This is a genomic window from Mucilaginibacter tolerans (assembly GCF_030519375.1).
Classification (GTDB): Bacteria; Bacteroidota; Bacteroidia; order Sphingobacteriales; family Sphingobacteriaceae; genus Mucilaginibacter.
Genome location: NZ_JAUMKB010000010.1, coordinates 131,090 through 153,124, shown reverse-complemented (window position 1 = coordinate 153,124; position 22,035 = coordinate 131,090). Strand labels below are relative to the sequence as shown.

At 43.6% G+C, this 22,035-nt stretch carries 24 protein-coding genes; 3 read left to right on the top strand and 21 right to left on the bottom strand.

From position 1 onward, the window contains the following. The first annotated feature begins 109 nt into the window (after positions 1–109). From Q3A68_RS15280 to Q3A68_RS15270, 3 genes are read left to right on the top strand one after another with little or no spacing between them, the layout of a single operon-like run. Entirely contained in the window at positions 110–3,064 is a 2,955-nt protein-coding gene (locus Q3A68_RS15280; RefSeq protein WP_302901976.1) for a SusC/RagA family TonB-linked outer membrane protein, read from the top strand. Positions 3,065–3,075: 11 nt separating this feature from the next. Beyond that, the gene (locus Q3A68_RS15275) at positions 3,076–4,413 is read left to right on the top strand and encodes a RagB/SusD family nutrient uptake outer membrane protein (RefSeq protein ID WP_302901975.1); all 1,338 of its coding nucleotides are present in this window, start codon (positions 3,076–3,078) and stop codon (positions 4,411–4,413) included. Positions 4,414–4,424: 11 nt separating this feature from the next. Further along, positions 4,425–5,750, top strand: a complete 1,326-nt coding sequence (locus tag Q3A68_RS15270) for a TlpA family protein disulfide reductase (protein WP_302901974.1) — start codon at positions 4,425–4,427, stop codon at positions 5,748–5,750. A 279-nt stretch (positions 5,751–6,029) separates the two neighbouring features. Here the strand turns inward: Q3A68_RS15270 and Q3A68_RS15265 are convergent, their stop codons facing one another. From Q3A68_RS15265 to Q3A68_RS15165, 21 genes are all read right to left on the bottom strand, one after another. Further along, positions 6,030–6,683 (bottom strand): response regulator transcription factor, encoded by a 654-nt coding sequence (locus Q3A68_RS15265; RefSeq protein WP_302901973.1) that lies wholly within the window; start codon positions 6,681–6,683, stop codon positions 6,030–6,032. Beyond that, positions 6,673–7,296 carry a sensor histidine kinase gene (locus Q3A68_RS15260; protein WP_302901972.1) on the bottom strand — a complete coding sequence of 208 codons (624 nt, stop codon included), beginning with the start codon at positions 7,294–7,296 and terminating at the stop codon, positions 6,673–6,675. The genes Q3A68_RS15265 and Q3A68_RS15260 overlap by 11 nt, the downstream gene beginning before the upstream one ends. A gap of 113 nt (positions 7,297–7,409) precedes the next feature. Then, entirely contained in the window at positions 7,410–8,069 is a 660-nt protein-coding gene (locus Q3A68_RS15255) for a hypothetical protein (protein ID WP_302901971.1), read from the bottom strand. 5 nt (positions 8,070–8,074) lie between these two features. Continuing rightward, positions 8,075–8,698, bottom strand: a complete 624-nt coding sequence (locus tag Q3A68_RS15250; RefSeq protein ID WP_302901970.1) for a hypothetical protein — start codon at positions 8,696–8,698, stop codon at positions 8,075–8,077. 141 nt (positions 8,699–8,839) lie between these two features. Beyond that, positions 8,840–9,778: a hypothetical protein gene (locus Q3A68_RS15245; protein ID WP_302901969.1), complete on the bottom strand. Its 939-nt coding sequence runs from the start codon at positions 9,776–9,778 to the stop codon at positions 8,840–8,842. 8 nt (positions 9,779–9,786) lie between these two features. Beyond that, positions 9,787–10,146, bottom strand: coding sequence for a hypothetical protein (locus tag Q3A68_RS15240; RefSeq protein WP_302901968.1), 360 nt, complete (start codon positions 10,144–10,146; stop codon positions 9,787–9,789). Between the two features lie 23 nt (positions 10,147–10,169). Beyond that, positions 10,170–10,733, bottom strand: coding sequence for a hypothetical protein (locus Q3A68_RS15235; RefSeq protein ID WP_302901967.1), 564 nt, complete (start codon positions 10,731–10,733; stop codon positions 10,170–10,172). A 558-nt stretch (positions 10,734–11,291) separates the two neighbouring features. Next, on the bottom strand, positions 11,292–12,338 hold the full coding sequence (locus Q3A68_RS15230) for an alpha/beta fold hydrolase (RefSeq protein WP_302901966.1): 1,047 nt from the start codon (positions 12,336–12,338) through the stop codon (positions 11,292–11,294). Between the two features lie 174 nt (positions 12,339–12,512). Beyond that, positions 12,513–13,274, bottom strand: coding sequence for a LytR/AlgR family response regulator transcription factor (locus Q3A68_RS15225; RefSeq protein WP_302901965.1), 762 nt, complete (start codon positions 13,272–13,274; stop codon positions 12,513–12,515). Continuing rightward, a complete protein-coding gene (locus Q3A68_RS15220; RefSeq protein WP_302901964.1) occupies positions 13,255–14,274 on the bottom strand; it encodes a sensor histidine kinase in 1,020 nt (339 codons plus the stop codon). Before Q3A68_RS15220 ends, Q3A68_RS15225 begins: the two co-directional genes overlap by 20 nt. 163 nt (positions 14,275–14,437) lie before the next feature. Then, a complete protein-coding gene (locus Q3A68_RS15215; protein ID WP_302901963.1) occupies positions 14,438–14,890 on the bottom strand; it encodes an organic hydroperoxide resistance protein in 453 nt (150 codons plus the stop codon). A 93-nt stretch (positions 14,891–14,983) separates the two neighbouring features. Next, positions 14,984–15,388, bottom strand: a complete 405-nt coding sequence (locus Q3A68_RS15210; protein ID WP_302901962.1) for a cupin domain-containing protein — start codon at positions 15,386–15,388, stop codon at positions 14,984–14,986. A 34-nt stretch (positions 15,389–15,422) separates the two neighbouring features. After that, the gene (locus Q3A68_RS15205; protein WP_302901961.1) at positions 15,423–16,718 is read right to left on the bottom strand and encodes an epoxide hydrolase family protein; all 1,296 of its coding nucleotides are present in this window, start codon (positions 16,716–16,718) and stop codon (positions 15,423–15,425) included. Positions 16,719–16,761: 43 nt separating this feature from the next. Beyond that, on the bottom strand, positions 16,762–16,995 hold the full coding sequence (locus tag Q3A68_RS15200; RefSeq protein WP_302901960.1) for a hypothetical protein: 234 nt from the start codon (positions 16,993–16,995) through the stop codon (positions 16,762–16,764). A gap of 52 nt (positions 16,996–17,047) precedes the next feature. Further along, on the bottom strand, positions 17,048–17,470 hold the full coding sequence (locus Q3A68_RS15195; RefSeq protein ID WP_302901959.1) for a DoxX family protein: 423 nt from the start codon (positions 17,468–17,470) through the stop codon (positions 17,048–17,050). Between the two features lie 188 nt (positions 17,471–17,658). After that, positions 17,659–18,048 carry a hypothetical protein gene (locus tag Q3A68_RS15190; RefSeq protein WP_302901958.1) on the bottom strand — a complete coding sequence of 130 codons (390 nt, stop codon included), beginning with the start codon at positions 18,046–18,048 and terminating at the stop codon, positions 17,659–17,661. 84 nt (positions 18,049–18,132) lie between these two features. Beyond that, a complete protein-coding gene (locus tag Q3A68_RS15185) occupies positions 18,133–18,924 on the bottom strand; it encodes an alpha/beta hydrolase (protein ID WP_302901957.1) in 792 nt (263 codons plus the stop codon). A gap of 31 nt (positions 18,925–18,955) precedes the next feature. Then, positions 18,956–19,729 (bottom strand): DUF1223 domain-containing protein, encoded by a 774-nt coding sequence (locus Q3A68_RS15180; protein ID WP_302901956.1) that lies wholly within the window; start codon positions 19,727–19,729, stop codon positions 18,956–18,958. A gap of 551 nt (positions 19,730–20,280) precedes the next feature. Beyond that, positions 20,281–20,811, bottom strand: a complete 531-nt coding sequence (locus Q3A68_RS15175) for a nuclear transport factor 2 family protein (RefSeq protein WP_302901955.1) — start codon at positions 20,809–20,811, stop codon at positions 20,281–20,283. Between the two features lie 139 nt (positions 20,812–20,950). Next, positions 20,951–21,523 (bottom strand): dihydrofolate reductase family protein, encoded by a 573-nt coding sequence (locus Q3A68_RS15170; protein WP_302901954.1) that lies wholly within the window; start codon positions 21,521–21,523, stop codon positions 20,951–20,953. 99 nt (positions 21,524–21,622) lie between these two features. Continuing rightward, positions 21,623–21,946 carry an ArsR/SmtB family transcription factor gene (locus tag Q3A68_RS15165; RefSeq protein WP_302901953.1) on the bottom strand — a complete coding sequence of 108 codons (324 nt, stop codon included), beginning with the start codon at positions 21,944–21,946 and terminating at the stop codon, positions 21,623–21,625. Positions 21,947–22,035: the final 89 nt, after the last annotated feature.

Here is a 22,035-nt window from a genome sequence, read left to right as displayed (position 1 = left end):
GATTATGGGGTAATGGCGGCGCTGCGTCAGTTAATAGTTAATACTTGCAGTGCTGCCATTATCCGCGTCTAAATTCTAATTTCTTTCATTCCAAACTCATTAAACTAACATGAAAAAAAAGATACTACTTGGTGTCCTGGCTTCGCTTTGCCTGATTTTCAGAGCGGCAGCACAAAGCACACCAAACGACAACCCCGGTATTACCCTAACCGGGAAAATCACCGATGAACATGACAACCCCTTACCGGGGGCTACCCTGCAAATTGCTGGCAGTAAAATATATACGGCTTCCAACCAGGATGGTCAGTTTACGATCTATACTTCTATTAAAAAAGGGAGCCTGCTCGTCACCTTTATTGGTTATCAAAGCACGCAGGTGGCTTACGATGACCTCCATGACAAGAACTTAACTATTCGATTGAGAACTGATGCAAATTCCTTAAATGGAATTCAGGTTATCGGTTATGGCAAAACCACCAAGCGGTTAAATACGGGCAGCGTAGCCACCGTCAGTGCAAAAACAATAGAAAACCAGTCGGTAAGCAACCCGCTGGCAGCCCTGCAAGGTCAGGTTTCCGGCGTATTGGTACAAACGCAAAATGGTCTGCCGGGCGGAGGCATTAAAATCCAGATTCGCGGGCAAGGGTCTTTGGCATCAGGCACCGACCCGCTGTATATCATTGACGGCGTGCCTTTTTTATCCGCATCGCCTTATGGGAGCGGAATCTTGAACGGCGCCAATGGCATCATCAGTCCCTTAAGCGTCATCAACCCCGGTGATATCGAAAGCATTGACCTGTTAAAGGATGCCGATGCCACCTCTATTTACGGGTCAAGGGGTGCCAATGGCGTCGTTTTGATCACGACTAAAAAAGGCAAGAAAGGCCAGGATCGCTTTACTGTTGATGTCAGTCAGGGGATCAGTAAGATTTCTAGACTTAACCCCGTGCTCAATTTACAGCAGTACCTGAAAGAAAGGCACGATGCCTTTGGCAATGACCAGGTAACACCCGACGTATACAATGCGCCCGATCTGCTATCATGGGATACGACCAAATCAACTGATTGGCAAAAATACTTTTATGGAGGAACGGCGCACCTCACCTCGGTCCAAACCAGTTTATCGGGGGGCGATGACCATAATCAGTACCTGTTCAGCCTCAATTACAGAAATGAAGGAAGTATCCTCCCCGGCAATGAAAATTATAAAAAAAGTGGCGGGTATTTTAATTTCAACCACCACAGCGCTGACCAGCGGTTCAATTACTCCTTATCGGTGAACTATAATAAGGATGATAATCACACGCTGTATTCCTCCATCAATAATGGTGCCTTTATCACCCCACCGGATTTCCCCGTTTATCATACCGACGGAACTTTTAATTGGGAGATCAGTAACCCGGTCGCCGCGCTGGAGCAGCGGCAACATAGTGCAACTGCTTATTTAAATGTAAATAATACCATTAGCTACCGGTTATTCCCCGGGTTTGACGCCAAGATCAGCGCCGGATATAACAACTTTTCATTAAACCAGGTCGCTACCCTACCCTTCGAGTCGCAAGATCCCGGTATTGACCCTGTTGCGACCGCTTTTTTCGCAAATAATACGAGCCAGAAATATATCATCGAGCCGCAACTGGACTATGTAAAAAATATTGGCCAGGGTACGCTCACCGCTTTGATCGGAGGAACCTACCAGCGTGAGCAAGACGAAGGCTGGTCGTTGGAAGGAGATGATGTCAGCAGCCCCTCGTTATTGGGGAACATCAGTGCTGCCAATAATATTGTTAATCAAGCAAACACTTACACCCTTTATAAATATGCATCCCTGTTTAGCCGGGTTAATTATAACTGGAAGAAAAAGTATTTAATAGACCTTAATTTCCGAAGGGATGCTTCCAGCCGCTTCGGCCCGGGAAAGCAATTTGGTAATTTTTACGCGATTGGCGGCGCATGGATTTTTTCGGAAGAGAATTTTATTAAAAACTCCCTCCCCTGGTTAAGCTACGGGAAACTGAGAAGCAGTTATGGAACAACCGGAAATGACCAGATCAGCGATTATCAATATTTGTCAAGCTATGGTTCGGGCCTTGTTTATAACGGCATTTCCACTTTATCGCCGTCAAGGTTGGCCAATCCCAATTATAGCTGGGAAACCACCCAAAAACTGGAGGCGGCATTAGAGTTAGGTTTTTTAAACGACCGTATTTTATTTACCTCGGCATGGTATAAGCATACCAGCGGTAATCAGCTGATCGCCTATAAAATCCCATTCCTTGCGGGTTTCCCCTCCTACCAGGCCAATTTTCCTGCGGTTATTCAAAATACAGGGCTGGAACTTGACTTAAATATCCAGGTTATCAAGGGCACTGGCTTTAACTGGCACAGTTCACTGAACTTTACTATACCCAAAAACAAACTGGTTAGCTTTCCCGGCTTAGCCTCATCGAGTTATGCCAATACCTATATCATGGGCCAGGATTTAAGTGTGGTCAAAGGGTACAAGCTATTGGGTGTCGATCCGCAGACAGGCCTGGCACAATATGCGGATATCAACCATGACGGAAAGATATCCTCTCCCGGCGACCTGGTCGCGCTGGGAAAGACAAGCCCCGATTTCTTTGGCGGCTGGAATAATGATTTCACCTATAAGGGTTTTGAATTAGCCCTGACTGCGGAATTTGTCAAAAGGAGATATCCCGGCTATCAGCCGCTCTTAGGCGCCTATCCATATAATGATCCATTATCCGTTCTCGGCCGCTGGGAAAAGCCGGGGGACATCACCACTATTCCGCGGGCCTCGGTAAACATCAGTTCGGCACAATATAATTCCACGCAGTTACCCGACGCCTCTTATGTGCGGCTGAAGAATCTCGCCCTCTCCTACACGGTTAAACCCGGGCTTTTAAGCCGGATGGGCGTTAGCAGTTTAAAGATCTATGTGATTGGTGAGAACCTGTTTGTCCTAGCCAATAAAAACAGGTTTGATCCGGAAATCAGCGGCGGAAGTACCGGCATTCCGCCCTTAAAAACAGTAACAGCCGGGTTAAAGGCAACATTTTAAAACTTAAGAAAATGAAATATTCATCTATAGTTATCATCTTCATATTATCGACTTGTTCCGCCTGTAAAAAAATGGCCGGAATCGATCCGCCGCCGAATCAGCTAACGCCGGATAAGGTTTTCACTGACAGCAGTTCCGTCGTGGCGGCTACCGCCAATATGTATACGTCGCTCGGGAGTGCAGATGCCAATTTCCTCAGAAATGCGGGCAGCTATACGGACGAACTGGTTACGACCAACGTCACCGCAGTGGCTACTGAATTTTCGAACGGATCACTCACCGTTGCCAACACCAGCGTTTTAAGCATCTGGCAAAATCTGTACGCCACTATTTATAAGGCCAATGCTATTATTGAAGGATTAAAGACATCAAGAGGCATTTCATCGTCCCTCAAAGATCAATGTTTGGGGGAAGCCAAATTTGTCCGGGCTTACTGCCTGTACCAGTTGGTTAATATTTATGGAGATGTCCCGCTGGTCACCACCACAGATGTAACGGTCAATACCAGGATTGCCAGGTCACCGGCCAATAGTGTGATGGCCCAGGTGATCGCAGACTTAAATGACGGTACCCAATTGATGGCCGATAGTTATCCATTTTCGGGTGAAAAAGTGGAAGCCAATAAATGGGCCGCTGCCGCCTTACTGGCCAAAGCTTATTTATATGCAAAAGACTATGCCAATGCAGAATTGCAGGCAAGTTCGGTGATCAACTCGGGAAGCTACACGCTATTGGACGACTTAAACAGTGTATTTACGGCCAATAATAATGAAGCCATATTGCAGTTATGGAATGCAACAGGCTCAACATCGTTATGCCTGGTGCCCGCTTCCGGCGTACCTGCCTACCAGGTTTCTCCTCACTTATTGGCGGCGTTTGAACCAAACGATCTCCGGGAAACCGCATGGGTCAATTCAATAGTTGTGTCGGGCACTACTTTTTACTATCCCTATAAGTACAAACAACGAAGCCCGGTAGCCGGCCCGCTTGCAGAATACAGCACGTACCTCAGGCTGGCAGAAACGTACCTTGTCCGGGCCGAAGCCAGGGCGCAACAGGGAGACCTAACCGGCGCTGCCGCCGATCTTAATACGATCAGAATCAGGGCCGGATTGTCCGATGCGAACGCTGCCACACAAACCGAATTACTGTCAGCCATTATGCACGAGCGGCAAGTCGAACTGTTTTACGAAGGCGGAAACCGTTTCTTCGATCTGAAAAGGACGGGAACTATTAATGCCGTTATGCAGCCGCTTAAACCCTTCTGGAAGCCGACGGCACAACTGTTCCCTATCCCCCAGGCGGAGGTATTATCCGACCCCAATCTTGTTCAAAACCCAGGTTATTAATCCTTATGAAAATGAAAAATAAATTAAAATATATCGTTTGTATCACCATGGTGATGCTATTGTCCAGCCGTGTGAAAAGCCAGCAGATCAAAGAAGTCCATATTGGCGAGCAGGTTCCCGATATCAAATTGAGTGGTTTTTATAACGACAGCACGAAGGTGACCACTCTAAAGGATCTGTATCAAAACAAATTGCTGCTGCTCGACTTTTGGGGCAGTTGGTGCGGATCCTGTATAATCGAATTCCCTAAACTGATCGAACTGAAGAAAAAATTCGGGGAACAGATAGCGGTCGTTTCCGTGGGCTATGAAAGCTATCAAAAAATCAACAGCTTTTTTAAGCGACATCCGGAGCTGAATTCTCCAAACTGCCTGGTGCTTACCAAAGACAGTGTACTTACAAGGAAAATGTTTCCGCACAAAACATTGCCGCACCTAGTTTGGATCAATTCCAGCGGCAAGGTTGTCATGATCTCCGAGGGAGAAGACGTGACGGAGGCAAATATCAAGAGCGCGTTAGCCAACCAGCCTATAATTGTCAGGCCTAAAATTGATAACATGAGCTTAGGCCTTGAAGATATATACAAGCCCTTCCATATAATGGATACCAATTTTATGGCCCGGTCCATATTTACCAGGACCGTTCCGGGTTGGCTTTCTTTTGAGGGCCTCCAGGGCGAGGACTCAACCGGACTAAAATTCAACCGGGCATTTATAGGGAATCTGACCTTCAAACAATTATATTGGATCGCCGCCTTTCATCACAAACTGAGCGGTCAAAATAACAGCAGATTGATCTTTGAAGTTAAAGATTCCCTGAAATACATGATGCCCCAATTAGCGCCGGAAAGTTTTAAGCGTTCGAAATACAAAAGCTATAGTGAGTGGGAAAGTGAAAACCTTTACTGCTATGATTTGGTGATGCCGCACAAAGTGCCATACGATGTCTTGTATGACTATATGCTGTCCGATCTGAACCGTTATCTGAACTTGAACGGAAGGTTTGAACAAAGGGAAATGGATTGCTATGTGCTGAAGAAAAAGCAAACGAAGGAACAGGTGCCCTTGTCCGCTAAGGAAATCAGCTCGATCTATTATGACAAACAGAAAATAGAAAATCTAAATATAAACCAGTTAACCGATTTGTTAAACCAACACATAAACGAGGGGTATATTGTAAATGAGTCGGGATTGCCTTTAAGCAATCAGTTCAGATTAAACGTCTATCTTTATGGCTTATCTGTTGATAAGATCAATTCTATACTGGCTCAATTTGGCTTAGTTATAACACCAGCAAGGCGTAAAATACCTGTATACGTGGTTTCAGAAAGGGATTAAATGACCAAAGGGAGGCCCAAAAATGGCTTCCCTTTTTACTTCTATTTAATTGCGGTGTATATCAGTTGCACCCGGATTCGGCGGGGTATCCTGGCTCGGCACAGTTACCACACAATCTGTGGCTGTCCCTTAACAACTATAATCGCTTCTTGCCATGACAACCAGTACTTTGCCAATGTAAAGATTTGAATTCAGATTATCAATTTATCGGTTGTGCGAAAAATACTGGACGGTTTTTGATTGCGTGAATCAAAGTAAAAAGATGTAAAAGCTTCACGCTTATTTCAAATTAATAGATTCTATGCTAACCAACTCTTTTTTTATAGCTTCGAGCACCATACCGACCCGGCTTTCTACATTTAATTTTTCAAAGAGGGCTTCCCTGTAACCGTCGATTGTCCTTTCGCTTAGGAACATCTTTTCAGCGATCTGCTTGTACGTGAGATCGCTGCAGGCGTATTGCAGGAATAGCTTCTCCCTGTCGTTCAGGTTAATTTTGTCGTGTTCATATTGAAGAAGACGGCGAAAGTTAATATTGCTGAAATCCCCGTTATAATAGCCTTTTTCTCCAATTTCTATGAGCGCGGCCTTGAGGTCATTGGGATGAGTGTCCTTGAGAACGTAGGCGCAACAACCCGCTTTGATCATTTCGATCACCGCTTTGTCCGTGTTATTCACCGATAGGGCAACGAGCTTCATCACAGGGTGTTGCTGTTTCAGCCATCTCACTATTTCAGGCCCGTCCATCACCGGCATGTTGACATCCACTAGCATGATGTCCGGAATCTGATCCGGGCGTTTCATTTTGTCTTGTAAATCCTGTCCGTTGACTGCTTCTATGACCAGTTCATAGTCGCCAAAGCTTTGCAATAACATGCCCAGGGACTTTAAGAACAATTGGTGATCGTCTATGATGCCTAATTTAGTTTTCATGAGCAGTGTCAGTTAATGGTATAGAAATCCTAACGGCTGAGCCGCTATCGTTTGAAGTCCATTCTATCGTTCCCTTTAAAAGGCTTGTCCGGTGCTTCATATTTCGTATTCCAAGCCCCTCGGATTTAAGATTATTCTTAAATCCTTTGCCATTATCCATGATGGAAAGGTCGATGCCGGTAGTGCCGGTGGAGACCGCAATCCCAATCTCGCTTGCACCGGAATGCCTGACCGCATTTTGAAGTGCTTCCTGCACGATGCGGAACAGCATCAGCTGTTTATCTGCCTCGAGCGGTAGTGCCTTAGGCGTCTCCATCCGAATTGTCAACCGGTTAGCGGCGTTAATACGCTTGATCTCGGTTTCCAGGTTGGCTACCAAGTCGAATTGCTCGAGCCACTCTTTGTCCATGGCCTTCGTTAGGTTACGGATATCATTAATAGTTTCCCCTAAATATTGCTCCATTTCTTCCAGTGTTTGTTCCGCCCTAGCAGGGTTTGAACGCACGATGGCCGGCAGTAGCTTAATGCTGCTGATTTGCTGGCAAATATTGTCGTGCAATTCTTGACCGAGCATGCTCATGGTGGCCTCCTGCACCTCGATCTGAGACTGCATGAGCTGTTTTGAAAACTCTTCCGCCATTTTCATCTTCTCTTGGTGATGTAATCCCTGCCTCAATTTAAATCGGATGATAAAGATCACAAAACCAGTGGACAGCACAATAAAAATTACCGTGATGAGGATGACTGCCGAGTATACTTCACTTGTTTTAAACATGATAATCCAATCATACATAGGATATATAATAAATAATTTGCAGCATTATTGATTACCGCAAACGCCTTGGTGGACAGAGCCAGGTAATGCGGGTCGGCCTGCAGGGTGTTAAAAAAACAATTAAATGGCGTTACTATGCAGTAATAGCTGTAGAACGCCATAATAAACCAAAAGGGCGGCTGCTGAAAAATAGTGCCATGCTTTACAGGATCTAAATCATAAAATGCCCGCAGGCACCAGATGATCAGCAACGTCCCCTCCAGTCCCCCGCTGATACTGGGCGATTCGCTGATGTTTTGCACATATATCATGATCAGGGCACAAACAATGCTGAAAACCGGTATGGATATCAGCAATATTATTTTAGTCAGCTTATCGCGTATGCACTGATAAAGGATGCCGGATATCAAGCCATATTCAACAATGGTAAATCCATGATAGTAGACATAATAATTAACCTTTTTATAGATATTTATCTCCGCCAATATTTCAGTTGCTATGGATAGAAACAGCAAAATAGCCAGTACTTTTACTTTGTAATCCTGTAAAAAGTAAAGGCTATAGATAAAGCAGGCAACCAATAAGGCGTAATAAATGTAGGTTAACTTCACATCAGCTAAAATTCCTTTTGAGCGTGCAGGTAATATTCCGCTATAAATTGTTTAAAAGTTTTCTGGGAAAGGTCCTTTTCCAACTGATCAGCGAACATTTTGAGGGATGAAATATTCGGGATCTGATTTTCTAGCGGAGGCCCTCCATTTCCTTTTTCCTCATTACTTGGAGTAGCCGCTCCGCTGGTTACGGCGAAAACATCCTTACCAGGCGATTCTCTGTCCACGTCATCCTTTCCCGTCATCGTGTTTGCCACAGCAAGTATTTCTGTTAATTTAATGGGGCTGCCATCAGATTTTATACCCTCCAGGGCCAGGCTGGCCTGGAAAAAGTCCTTATCAGGGATGGCAAAATAAAACCTGATATATTCGCAATCCTCCTGGGCGAGTATACGGAAGATCGATGCCTTGCTAAAGTTAACCCACCAAACGTCTTTAAACGGATTATCGGCGGTCGGTTTATTCTGCAGCCAAAAGAGGTAAAGCATTTGCAGGAATTTGCAGGTCGAGATCGGCATACCGAAATGTTTACCATCGGTGAGATCTGAGAATGGCTGATCTCTCTGTAATTCACAAAGGGTACTGTCTTTGTCGTATCCCTTTAGCTTCATGATCTGATTCTTGTTCATAATACTGGTGATTTAAATAGTGAATGAATGAATGGGTTTCTTTAATAAGGCTTCGGTAAATCACCGGTTTATGGGGATCAACCAACTTGCATGGTTAAATTTAAATATATTAAACCGGTAATTTTCAATGCGTTTCAAAATTTATTTACTGCGCTCAAATCCGAAATTTATCCCGAACAGGGCCGTGAGGGCTTCGCCTACTTTGAGGTCCTTTCCATAAGCCGCGACTGCTGCTAAATTGTCGGTTATGTGATAAGTCAGCGATGCCGACAGGTGCGAATAATTCTGAGCCGCGTACAGATCCCTCCTGTTCAGGTATTCAGCCTCTATCGAAAATTTTGTTGTCGTGTAATTTGTCTGCGCTCCGAATTCAGCAAACCTAGACGAAGTTTTTATGTTATTAACGGTGTTATTTGTCCATGCATAACGGGCTAAGCCAACAAACTCCAGGGGGAACTTTGTGGGGGCCCAGCTAAGGTTCGCCCAAACACCCGATTTATTGATATCCAAGTTTTTCAGCCGGCTCCCGGTGGGGTCGGTCAGGAGCGCTCCGGCCAGCTCAAGGGATACCTTTCCTGTCATAGCCAGTTTATCCAGCTGACCGCTGAGGAGTTTTACGCTGTCCAAATTAATTTTAGATGCCGGATCAACTGCGAGTACCGCAGCCAGCTCTTTATTTTTGGCAATCATTGCTTTGAGCCTGCTCTTTGAATAGATCCGGAGGACCTGTGTACGGAATCCCGGTGCGAATGTAGAGGAGCTATCCGATTTAACGTTGGCCAATGACAAACTAAAGGTCTCCAGGACCAAAAACTTCCTCCTGATAAATGCTTCGTAAGTCAAATTGGGCCGGTCAAACCACCAGTACGGGCTAATCTCAACTGCACCGCCCTGTTGCAGGTTGACAAGGCTTATGGCGAAAGCTCTCGGCGTTGTCGGTTTATCTACAGAGATTGTAGATTTGCCGGCCAAAATCAGGCCCGGAGCGTTGGAGATAGTCAGATCAGACAAGGATGGCGCGTCCTGCGCGAATGCCCGAGATGCCACAAGCATCAAAAGGATAATGATAACTCTTTTCATGGCTATGCTTATTTGAAATTGTAAGTAGTTACCCAGGAGAAAATATCGCCGGGATTATCAACTTTATCACTCAGCCGCGTTTCGGGCGGTGTTCCATTTTCGAATTGATGTTTTATGGTGATTCGCATGGTGGCCGGATTATGGTCCAGCACGTTGGTTGTAACAAGAAGTTTTTTACCCTTCAGTTGGCCACCTTGTCCTAATGCAAGGCCCTCAACCTGACCTTTTGCGATGATCTTTGGGTTGCCGTCGAAGCGGACGATACTACCGCCATTTTGCGCGTTACCGATGACTACTGTTAATTTAACCTCGTCCTCATCTGATACGGCGATGTCAACAGGATCTGCGATCTTAGTTTTTACGTTCATGATTGAAAAGATTTTAAAGTGAATTATTTTGATGGTTTAGGCTGGCTTTCCGGGATCTTCAATAATGCATAGGCTCCAGAGCTCAGGCCAAGCAAGGTCAACGTTTCGGGCTTGAAGTTGAAAAGTTCATTTTTCGCAAATACTGTGCTCAAGAAAAAGCCCCCATAAATGAGGTTAAAGCATAAAGTTTGAAATCGCGATATGCTTACGCCGTTGGCATCGGACAAGATATCGGTCAAAAAACCCTCATCTTTTAAGTCCTGTATCCGGACGAGGTTTGGGTTTCCGGCCTGGATATTGTCAATGGCCCTCCCGGCTACCGTAGTGCCTGCCGCGATTCCCATCAGCGCCAGGGTACTTGATTTAATATCAGGCAATTCGCCGGTTACGAAAATGATGTAGCAGATCGAAAAAAATACGAGGAGTGTCCAAAAGGAAAACAGCACTCTTGAAAGGCTGTAGGGCTTCAGATCGGCCGATTGGGAGCTTTGATCCTTCAAAAGTCCCGAGAGATGGTCGCGCACCAGGTAAAGGATGAAAATAATAATGGCGACTGCGACGATGGTACAAATGCGTAGTGGTTCCATGGCTTTGATTTTTTTGTTAGCCAAAGCTATTGAGGTACAGCATGTTGTCTCATGTTGAAAATCCCGTATTTGGTACGGGATATTTCCCGTATCCAGCAGGATATTTTCCCGTGCAAAGAAGTAACTCTTAAAATAAAGGCGCCATCTGTTAATCTCCAACTCTAAAGCATCGACGTGGCTGTAACAATATATATTTGTTCCTAATGCCCATCCCGTTTGTCGATTCAATAATCACATCGAACAAAGTTGACACAATTAACCAGCTAACTGAAGCCCTCGTTGCAGAAACAATTACTGTTTTTGTTGGCTAATTATCGACATATAGCTTGATGATTTAAGGCATTTAATTAGAAGGCCGGTAGTTGCAACTCTTGCAAAAAGGGGTTTGAAAAGCTTCTCCTACTACTGAATTATCAAAAAACCCTTGTAAGTGTGGAACTTACGAGGGTTTTTTGATTATACTGTCAATAAAAGTAGCATAAAACAAAAGGTCTCGATATTCTGAAACACAAAGCCTACCCAGAAAGTCGCTGGTTTTTACTTGGGCTTTTTATTATATTATTTTGTAAAGCTGGCCGCCTCAACAATGGCGTCGGCAAACGCTTTTGGTGCCTCCTGCGGTAGGTTATGACCTACATCACCTGTAATAGTATGGTGCGCATATTTACCTTTAAATTTTGCGGCATAGACAGATGGATCAGGATGTGGTGCACCATTGGCTTCACCTTCAAGGGTAACTGTCGGAACGGTTATAACAGGACCTGCTGCCAGTCTTTTTTCAAGTTCATTGTATTTTTCTTCGCCATCAACAAGGCCGAGACGCCAGCGATAATTGTCTATCACTATAGCAACATGATCGGGATTATTAAATGATTTGGCTGATTGTTCGTAAGTAGCGTCTTCAAAATGCCATTGAGGCGATGCCGTTTGCCAGATAAGTTTGTTAAAATCGTGTGTATTGGATTGATAGCCTATCCGGCCACGTTCAGTAGCAAAATAGAACTGATACCACCAGGCTTGCTCAGCTTTTGGAGGCAACGGTGCTTTATTGGCTTGTTGATTGCCAATGAGATAACCACTTACAGATACAAGGGCTTCGCAACGGTCGGGCCACAAGGCAGCAATGATATCGGCAGTGCGGGCGCCCCAGTCAAATCCACCAATGATGGCTTTTTTAATCTTCAGGGCGTCCATTAAAGCTATTATATCTACAGCGAAAACAGATTGCTGACCATTTCGTGGAGTTTTGTCAGACAGGAATCTTGTAGTTCCATAACCTCTCAGATATGGTATAATAACGTGGTATCCTTTAGCGGCAAGCAATGCAGATACTTCGGTATAGCTGTTAATATCGTATGGCCAGCCATGCAGGAGGATGACTGCCTGACCATCTGCCGGACCTTGTTCGGCGTAACCCACATTCAAAACACCTGCATTGATTTGTTTGATCTGGTTAAACTGTACATGAGCCGGAGTATCAATTTTGTTATCGCCACTAATAAGATCAGCGGCTTTTACAGGACTAACATTGGTAAGTGGTATTACGGCAAAAATTAAAAGGGCGACACTCATCAGGTGACGGCTCATTCTTTTGTTACTTTTCATTGTAGTTTGGATAAATTGTCAATCAGTTGATTTTCCTGATGTTCTTCTCCCATCAGACATAACAAAAGTACCCCATCAGACAAGCAATGAGAACATATTTTAGTGTAAACCGGACAAGCGTGAGTTCAAACCGGACAATTTGTTACATGAAATTCATTCACAATTTTCAACTGTTTAACGATCCTCCATCCAACTTAAAAAGCTATGTGATTTTTCTTTGTTAATAAGGAGTTTATCCGGTGTTTCGATGATAAGTTTTACATAAAGTTTGCGAAGAAAATAATGTTCAACTTCTTTTATAGCCTTAAAGTTTACCAGGTACTGCCTGTTAACCCGAAAGAATTGTTTTGATGAAACTGAAGCAGCAATCTGATCAAGTGACTGGCTTAACGCAAACTCCTGCTTATCAAAAGCCATGATCGATGTGGCATCATTACGAATGTAAAAGAAGGCAATATTATCGGTTTGTATCGTAGTATATTTTTGATTTTTGAAAACGAGGAAGCTGGTTTTTCCGCTTGAAGGATTGAGCCGCGACAGCAAAGCATCGAGATCGGAAGATGTTTTTTGCTGAAAGAAATTTTTGAGTTCATCTACCTTTCTAAGTGCTACTTTGATATCATCCTTTGAGAATGGCTTCAGAATATAATCCACACCGTTACTTTTAAATGCCTCCAATGAATATTCATCATAGGCAGTACAGAATACTACCGGACAGGTTATTTTCACTGATTTGAAGATCTCAAAGCAAAGACCATCAGCAAGCTGAATATCCATAAAAATAAGATCTGGCTGCGGACCCTCTGTCAGGGCAGCTACAGAATCTTCAATACCCTGGTACTGGCCGATCAGTTTGGCTTCGGGCCTAAGACTTATGATGATATTTTCAAGTGATTTGGCTGTCTTAAGTTCGTCTTCAATGATGATGATGTTCATAAATAAGCGGAAGTTTTACTTTAAAGTTTTTCTGGTCGTCGATGATCTCCACATGTTTCTCAAGAAGATGCCTATAACGGAGATCGATATTCTTTAGCCCAACTCCCAGGGAACCATTATCGCCGGTTTTTAGCTGTATCTGATTTTCAATAATAATAAACTCCCTCTCTTCATAAATGCTGATATGCAACGGTCGCTGCAACGATATTACGTTATGTTTAATACAATTTTCGACAAGCAATTGCAGGGTGAATGGTGGCACCAGCGTTGTTAGGGTTTTCTCCGTAAGTCTATTGGCAAAAGTGATCCCGTCCTCAAAGCGGGCTTTTTGAAGAAACAAATAGGCATTGACAATTTCCATTTCTTCGTTAACATGAATAAGGTCAAGCTTGCGGCTTTCGAGCGTGAAGCGGTAAAAATTAGAGAGTTTGATGATAAAATCCACCGCTTCCGGCTCACCAGATTCGACCATTGCCTTTAATGTATTAAGACTATTGAAAAGGAAATGCGGGTTGATTTGTTGTTTAAGCATTTCGTATTGCGCTGCCAGGTTATCATTTTTAATGCGTTCCAGCTCCATGTTCACATGCTGATTCTCGTAATTCTGCTGCAGCAGATTAAGGAACATATAAAACACCAGGTTGATCAATATACCGCGTACTTCCACCATCAGCATGGTGGGTCCAAAGTTGATATGCGACAATATCAGCTGTTGCACCCATGAAAGCCCAAACATTACGACCAAACCGAAAAGTAAAGAGCTTAGCAATTCGGAGTAGGATATGGTTTGTCTGCGTCTCTTTGTGGGTTTACGCCGTAATATGAAAATATTAAAATACCACATTAACAGCGCAAACGTACCCGTCAGTGCGGCGTTAACCACAGCCTCAGCAAGAACGAACTGGCGCGAAGCCAGTTGTGGTATCGAAGACAGTAATCCCAGAATAATGGAACTGATCCAGATGGTTGCGTGGGATATTTTTAATTGAGAGTTTTTCATTGATAATAGTTCCTTTCATTGTTCGGAACAACGGCATAGCAAAGCTATTTAAAATACTCGTACTACCGAATCAACCATGCTGTAGTGCGTTCTTTAATGCAAAGCAAAGGCAACGCTTTACCACGCATTGCCTTTGCTTCTTGATTATTATTGTTAAGGGACATTACACAGCTACATTTATGGCAACGTTTATATTACCGCGTGTAGCTTTTGAGTATGGGCAGGTTTGGTGAGCTGCTTCTACTACTTTCTTAGCCTGCTCAGCTGTTAAGCCCGGAAGGTTCACATTAAGACGCGCCTGCAGGTAGAAACCGCCTTCGCCCGTGCCAAGGTCTACTTCAGCATCGATCGCAGTGTCGGCTGGTAGCGGAATTTGTAAAGCGCCAGCATTATGCCTCATGGCACTGGTAAAACAGGCTGACCATCCGGCGGCAAATAATTGCTCAGGATTAGTGCCTGCACCGGGACCTGCGGGTAAAGACAGATTAATATTTAAACGTCCGTCCTCGCTTTTGGCAGCGCCATCACGGCCGCCGGTAACATGTACTTTACCGGTATATAGTATTTTATTAATAGTTATTTGTGCGTTGTTTGTGCTATTAATTGCAGTTAGCATTTCCATTTTTTTAATTTTTAAGTATTCTTTTAATTATTTTAAGTATTGAGATTCAGGGAAGGATTAAGCATTCCATGACTATCAGATATCGGGTTATTTAACGAGGGTCACTTGTTGTTTTGCTTTTTCGAGTATATAAGTAGCTAATTCGGCCCCCTTAGTACCGCCGACATTTCTTACTGAGTGAACCGTTCCGGCTGGTATAAATAATACGTTACCTGGCTTAAGCGTCACCGGTGGTTGATCGCCCACGGTGTATTCCAGCACACCTTCAAGTATATATATAATCTCTTCTCCAGGATGTGTATGTTTCGGGTAACCAGCTCCCGAGTTGATCTCAACGCGTACCTGTACTACCTCGCGGCCCGGTATACTAAGATTATGGCGCTGTAGTTCGGTCCTTCCGCTTGCCGCAGATTGTGCAGCAACCGGGTTAATATTTGCTACAAATCCGATAATAGCTAAGATGCCGGTCAGGATATTCTTTGTCGTTTTCATCTTCTTAAATTTTCAACGAGTATTCCGTTTTTAATTAGCGCAATGATTTAAAAGCAGCTCTCATTTCTTCAACAAAAAGTTGTGGTTGCTCCCATGCGGCAAAGTGCCCGCCTTTATCCACTTCGTGGAAGTAGGTAAGGTTAGGATAAGCCCGGCGTGCCCATGATTCAGGTGCCTTATAAACGTCTTCCGGGAAAACTGTAATAGCTACAGGAAGGGTTATCTCGGTAGTTTTCTGCGCAGCAGAACTGGTAACACCCCGTCCCATGTTCTCCCAGTACAACCTGGCTGCAGATGTTGCAGTGTTGGTAAGCCAATATAAAGTAAAGTCATCAAGTACTTCATCTTTCCCAGGATCCCTTTCAGCGTCGGATGCATAATTCCACTTTGCAAAACCTGGGTGCTGAAGCATCCAGCCGACGAGACCGACAGGAGAGTCAGTCAATCCATAACCAACAGCTTGTGGCCTTGCCGACATCAGCGATAAATAGGCCAAATTTCCCTTTTTTAAGTTTGTGGACAGTGCATCAAATACAGCATGTTCCTGGTCGGATAATCCTGCAGGCGCAGACCCGCCCGCAGCGAGTGCAGTTGCTACATCTGGAGGTACTACGGCAGGCAAATTGAGGTGGATACCCAATAAGCCAGCTGGCTTTTGACGAGCCAATGACTGGGATATCGGGGCCCCGAAGTCACCACCCTGGGCAACGTAGCGTGTATAGCCAAGGCGCTTCATTAATATCGCCCATACCCGCGCAATGTGGTCTGGGTCCCAGCCGGTTTCAGTTGGTTTACCCGAAAAACCGAAGCCCGGAATGGAAGGTATTACCACATCAAAGGAATCTTCGGCTTTTCCTCCATAGGCTGCAGGATCTGTAAGCGGGCCAATCGTCTTGACAAATTCAAGTATTGACCCCGGCCAGCCATGGGTCATGATCAATGGCAGTGCATTAGGGCTTTTTGAACGCACCCAAATAAAATGGATGTCAACGCCTTCGATATTGGTTACATACTGTGGCAAGGCGTTAAGTTTAGCTTCTGCTTTGCGCCAGTCATAATCTGTTCCCCAATAACGCACCAGTTCCTGCAGGTTAGCAAGTTTGATCCCCTGGGAGCCGTCAGTGACGGTCTCTTTATCAGGCCAACGGGTTTCATTGATGCGGTGGCGCAGATCGTTCAGTTGAGGCTGTGGTATATGTATTTTAAAAGGCTTGATCTGTTCTGAAGATTTCGAATCGAACGCTTTGGTTTGGGAAAATCCCTGGATGGACCATAATGCGAGCACCCCGGTTATGATAGCGCCTGCCATGGTTTTTCTGTTTATTCTCATTGTATTATATTAAAAGTTAATGTGTTTGTGCGATGTTTTTTAATTAATAATCGGTCATTCCAGAGGTAACTGTTTCTGCGGAAACTGCCAGCTGTTCCCCGTGCTTATTGTTATTTGCTTTAATCCCGGCAATAGCTATGCGCCGGCGAAAACTGTACATCACAATATCTACACGGTCGGTGGCATAACTACTCAATCCCCCGAATTCTATCGTTGCGTCGGTAAGGGCGGCAAGTTGCAAAAAGATGAGCCGGTCGGGAGTTGCATTGTTTTCCATGATCATTGAGATAATCTGTTTTCACCATCTTTTCTTCACAGAGCAGGAAATATCAAGCTTTAACCAGTATCTGGCTTACTTCAGCTGTAGCACCGTTCCCGTATTTTGCAGCATAAAGCTTTCTGAACATAACGTAGGTTACGCCTACCATGATTGATGCTACAATTGCGTCGATACCTGCGGCGAAGTTTAATACTGCCAGTTTAGAAAAGAAAGCGAAAATGATGTCGAAAAAAAGACCAGCAAAAACCCATTCTTTTAATCTCAGCAGCTTGTTTGGAGTTAAAAGCACAGCTACTCCTAAAAGCTTGGCAACACCGAGCAAATAGATAAAGTGTGGAGGGTAACCCAGTTTCAGAGTGATATCCCATACAATAGGGCTTTTAGTCAATTCACCAAAGCTGCTTGCTCCAAACCATAATGATGTTAATGCGGCTCCGGTCCAGTAAATTACTTTTGTTGTTTTTGTGTTCATGGCGTTGTTGTTTTTATTTGATGACACAAATTTGCCTCAAAAACGCCCCTTGGCTGAGTGAATAATAGCTAAACCGGACATATAGATGGGGGAATTAGACAATAACAGTGTTGGGCGGTATAAGGCTATAAAACCAAGGCCCTTCATTTCTGAAAGGCCTTGGCATAAAAACTAAAAACAGAGGGTTTTTATTTGTAGTTATGGAGGAAGCTCGTGCTGTCGCGATATTTATAAACGGGTTTGGTAAATAAACCAAAGTCCGATAGTAGTTTTTCATCGAATAATAAACTATGCATCTCTAAAGCCGGCTTGCTATCTGAATGAAAGAAAGATGATCCTAACATTTTAGATTTTGAAATATTGTCGTTGATGGGGAGATAATCAATTGCGGGCGTCACAGCATAACTCGCTAATTGAGCGTTCCCTATTCTTACCATACCCGGATGCCGTCCTGAGTGCAGGTTCAATCTCACTGTAAATGCTTCTTCAGTACAGGTTAATTCTTTTGTTAGTGGGATTTGCGCGTTAGCCTTGATCATAAAGGAGGCTATGACTATCGTGGGCAATAGCTTTTTCATAGGGTTCATTTTAATGAAATGCGAGATGGTGTAAGAAAGCATATGCATTCTTACACCATCTCCTATCTTGTTTATAAAGTTAATTTATTTCAGCTCTGTTGCATCCATAATTACACGGGCAACAGCTTCGGGTTGAGAAATAAAGATCACATGGCTTCCTTTTATCTCGGTTACTTTGGCGCCTGCTCGTTTGTACATGGCGCGTTCCGTTTCAGGGTTAAGTGCTTTATCTTCGGTGGGTACTATGGCGTAGCTTGGTTTATTTTTCCATGCGACTTCGGTTACCAGTTCATCAAAACATTTAGCGATAATAGGTACTTGCGAGTCGCGCATAAAGTCGCTTTGCACCTGGCTAAGATCGCCTGCAAATCCACCATGAAATTTTGCAGGATCAAAGTAAACAAAGCCAAACTGATCAGGTTTGGTAAACCCTGCTTCTGGTGCCGGCGGAGCGGCGGCAACCCATTTAACAGTATTTTCGCCCTTGTCCGGAATAAAAGCGGCAACATAAACCAGCCCTACTACTTTCGGATTTACACCGGCTTGGGTGATCACTGTACCACCCCATGAGTGCCCTACAAGGATAACCGGGCCATCCTGCGCGTTAATCACACTGTTGGTTGAATTAACGTCATCATCTAGTGAAGTGAGTGGGTTTTGCACGATGCTGACATGATACCCTTTTTTGACTAGGATGTCATATACTGCTTTCCAACCGGAGCCATCAGCAAAAGCGCCGTGTACCAATACAATATTTCTTACAGGTTTCTGCTGGGCATTCGCTGATCTCACATTCAGCATAAATTGTGAGATAATAAACAGTGCGATTATGGCTATCATTTTAAAGCCATTTAAAAAATTCAATTGTGTTTTCATGAGTCTATTGATTTAAAGGTTGATGTGTTGTTTATAAAGAAGTTGAGGTTGATGTAGCCCTTGTTGCTGCAGATATGATGCCTGTCTCAGCGTTCTGAATTAATCCGATGATTTCCCAGCCATCTGGATTAAAACCTGCCGGAAGTTGTATGTTTTGGGTGCCGTTTTGCTTCAATTCAACAGTTTGCAGGCTGCGCACTATTTGTACATGAGACAAAACACGGCCTTCATTTTCACCAGCGTTCACTTTACTTGTGGCATGTTTTTGCACTATCGCAATTACTAACTGATTGCCGCTGGTTTTGCCTTTTACCTCGTAATCCAGTTTAAGACCGCCATTCTGTTGTTGTGCTTTTATGCGCAAAGTAGTTGACGGCGTTCCGTTAAGGTTTTGCTTCACTGCATCCCTGATCTCATGCTCATCCGATCCTACAAACTCGCTGTTACCATTGATGATCAACTGCGGCGTATAAACCTGGCTGGAAAACAAACGCTGATATTGATATTGCCTTTTGGAAAACTCGGGTTGACTGAATACGTCTTTCCATCCCAAGCGATTCCAATAATCTACATGGAAGGCTAATACATACACTGGTTTACTACCTGCTTCTTTTTGGATACGGGCTATCAACTCGTCAGCCGGCGGGCAACTGGAACAGCCTTCGGATGTAAATAACTCGAGTACTGCAAAACCCGGGCCTTCATTCAAACGAAAAGTCTTTCTATTAGAGGCTGAGCATTGGCTTACCCATATGACCGAAGAAAGGAGGATTGCTGCGAAGGCGCTGATTGCTGAAATTTTCATAATATTCATTACTTTTTGATCTATGATTTGATCAAAAGTATCTGAAGAGGCTCCACACAATCAGTGAAATAATACCGAATTAGACATATTCGCTCCTAAAGGCGACATTTTGAAGCTTGATTGTTCAGCGCACCTGAGGTTCGCATAACCATCAGGCAACTTGAAATAACAAGTGTGAAAAGATCTTTAAATCGGACTATTATGTTGAATAAATTAAAGGTGACCAAACATGCGAAAATATTAAATGGTTATTGCTTAAATCTGTTTATAATTTACCAGGCTACCAATAACCTTAACTCGGCCAAAAAGGGGCTCGAAAAGCTTCCCCTACGGCTTCTCAATTTTAACAATAAACACTGTAAGTCAGATGCTTACAGCGTTTATTGTTTCATTTCGGACAAATATCGGACACTAAATCCCAGTTTGTTGTATTTCGGGTGCTTTCGATTACTGTACATTAAACTGACCCATCGCCGATTCAGAGTTATTTCCTTTCGGGTCGTTAGCTAGCCTGGGTAATTCACTCAATGTATCTCATCTAAACAGGGGATTTACGACGTTGACAATCTTTTGTCTTCCCAATAAATAACCAGTTTTCTTTTTACGAACAGCCATCGGTTATTTTGACGGGTATAAGTATCATAATAGCGGATAGCTTCTGTTTGTAATTTCCTTTTCCCGTCTTCAAAAAAGATATGATGGGCAAGACATTGGACGGTCCCGGTTGTATCATCCCCGAATTTGATCGAGTTCTGTCCGTTAAGATGAAACGTCATATCATATTTTTTTAGGCCATTGAACACTTCTTCTAATTGTTTGCGCCCTTTCAACACAAAAATAGGCTTACTTGTATCGGGCTCTGACCTATAAATTTCCAGCGTACCATTTTCAACAAAAAGTGCCGCCTGCCGCTGAGCATTGGTCCTGTCCGCATAATAGGCAAAACTGTCAACTAACTGGCGTATAGCCATGTAATTTCTGAATTCATTTGAATTTAGTTGCCTTACGGAATCCGGGACTGACTGCGATTTTACAGAGAAAGCCTGTGTTATAAATAACATAATGATTGTTACACTTTTCATATAGTGGATTTGAATTTGCCGACCCTCAGCTTTTATATATCGTCCCGGATCATTAATCTATTGATGATTTGTTAAGGAAATTTCAAAAACTTAATTCGTCAGTTTCGGTGACCGTTAACATCCTGTCAGCGGTTCGTTGTTATTGCCTGTCCACTGTGTAATTCAGTTCAGTTACCCCGCAAGTAAATTGTCGGGTAGTCAACAGGTTTAGTTTTATTTTGTCTTTGATGTCAGTAAACAATGGAATCCCTTGTCCAAGAATAATTGAATTAACAAATAGCCAGTAGCCATCAATTAAGTTCTGTTGCATAAGTGCATGTGTGGCTGCCGGGCTGCCAAAAAGCAGAATTTCTCCACCTCCCTGTTGTTTTATTTCGTTTATTTTATCCGAAACGTTGCCGCTGATAATTGTTGTATCGGTCAATCCCGCGTCTTTCATTGTTTTCGATAAAACAACCTTGTGAGCTTTGTTATACCACTTTGAATGTTCCATGTCGTGCCTGCTCGCATCCGGTTTGTCTGCCGCTGTGGGCCAGTAATTTTCCATCATCTGGTAAGTCACGCGTCCATATAATGCCGTATCGGTTTCGCCTATCCGCTTACCGACATGATCAAAAATATCTTGACCAAGTTTGATCCAGTTCATTTCTCCGTTCGGTCCTGCCACAAAACCGTCAAGCGATATGTGCATAAATGAAATTATCTTTCTCATATTTTCTATTTTTTTTGGTTATTACTGGGTTTGTTACTTGCTAATATTTTAATTTAGTTTTCAAGTCGATCTAAAGTCTGCTTGGCGCCTTCAATGGCCTTAACCCTTCTGTTTAATTTTAGCCAGATAGCTTTCCAATGAGTCCAGTTTATTGTCACAAAATTTTCGGTATTGATCTACCCAATCCGTGACTTCACTTAATTTTTCGAGTTTAGCTTCGCAATATCTTTCCCTGCCTTGCTTTTTGATCACAATAAGACCGCAATCATCAAGGTATTGGACATGTAATGAAACTGCTTGCCGGGTGATATCAAACTCCTGGGCAATAGCATTAACATTGAGTGACTTCTGAGCCAGCATACCTATAATTTGTCTACGAGTCGGATCTGCTATTGCTTGAAAGATGTCTCTTGTTTGCATCATAATGCGCAAGTAATTGCTTGCAAATATATGCGCAAGGTTTTACTTGCGCAAATTTATTTTAACGATTTTTATCCAAACCTTGAATAGCC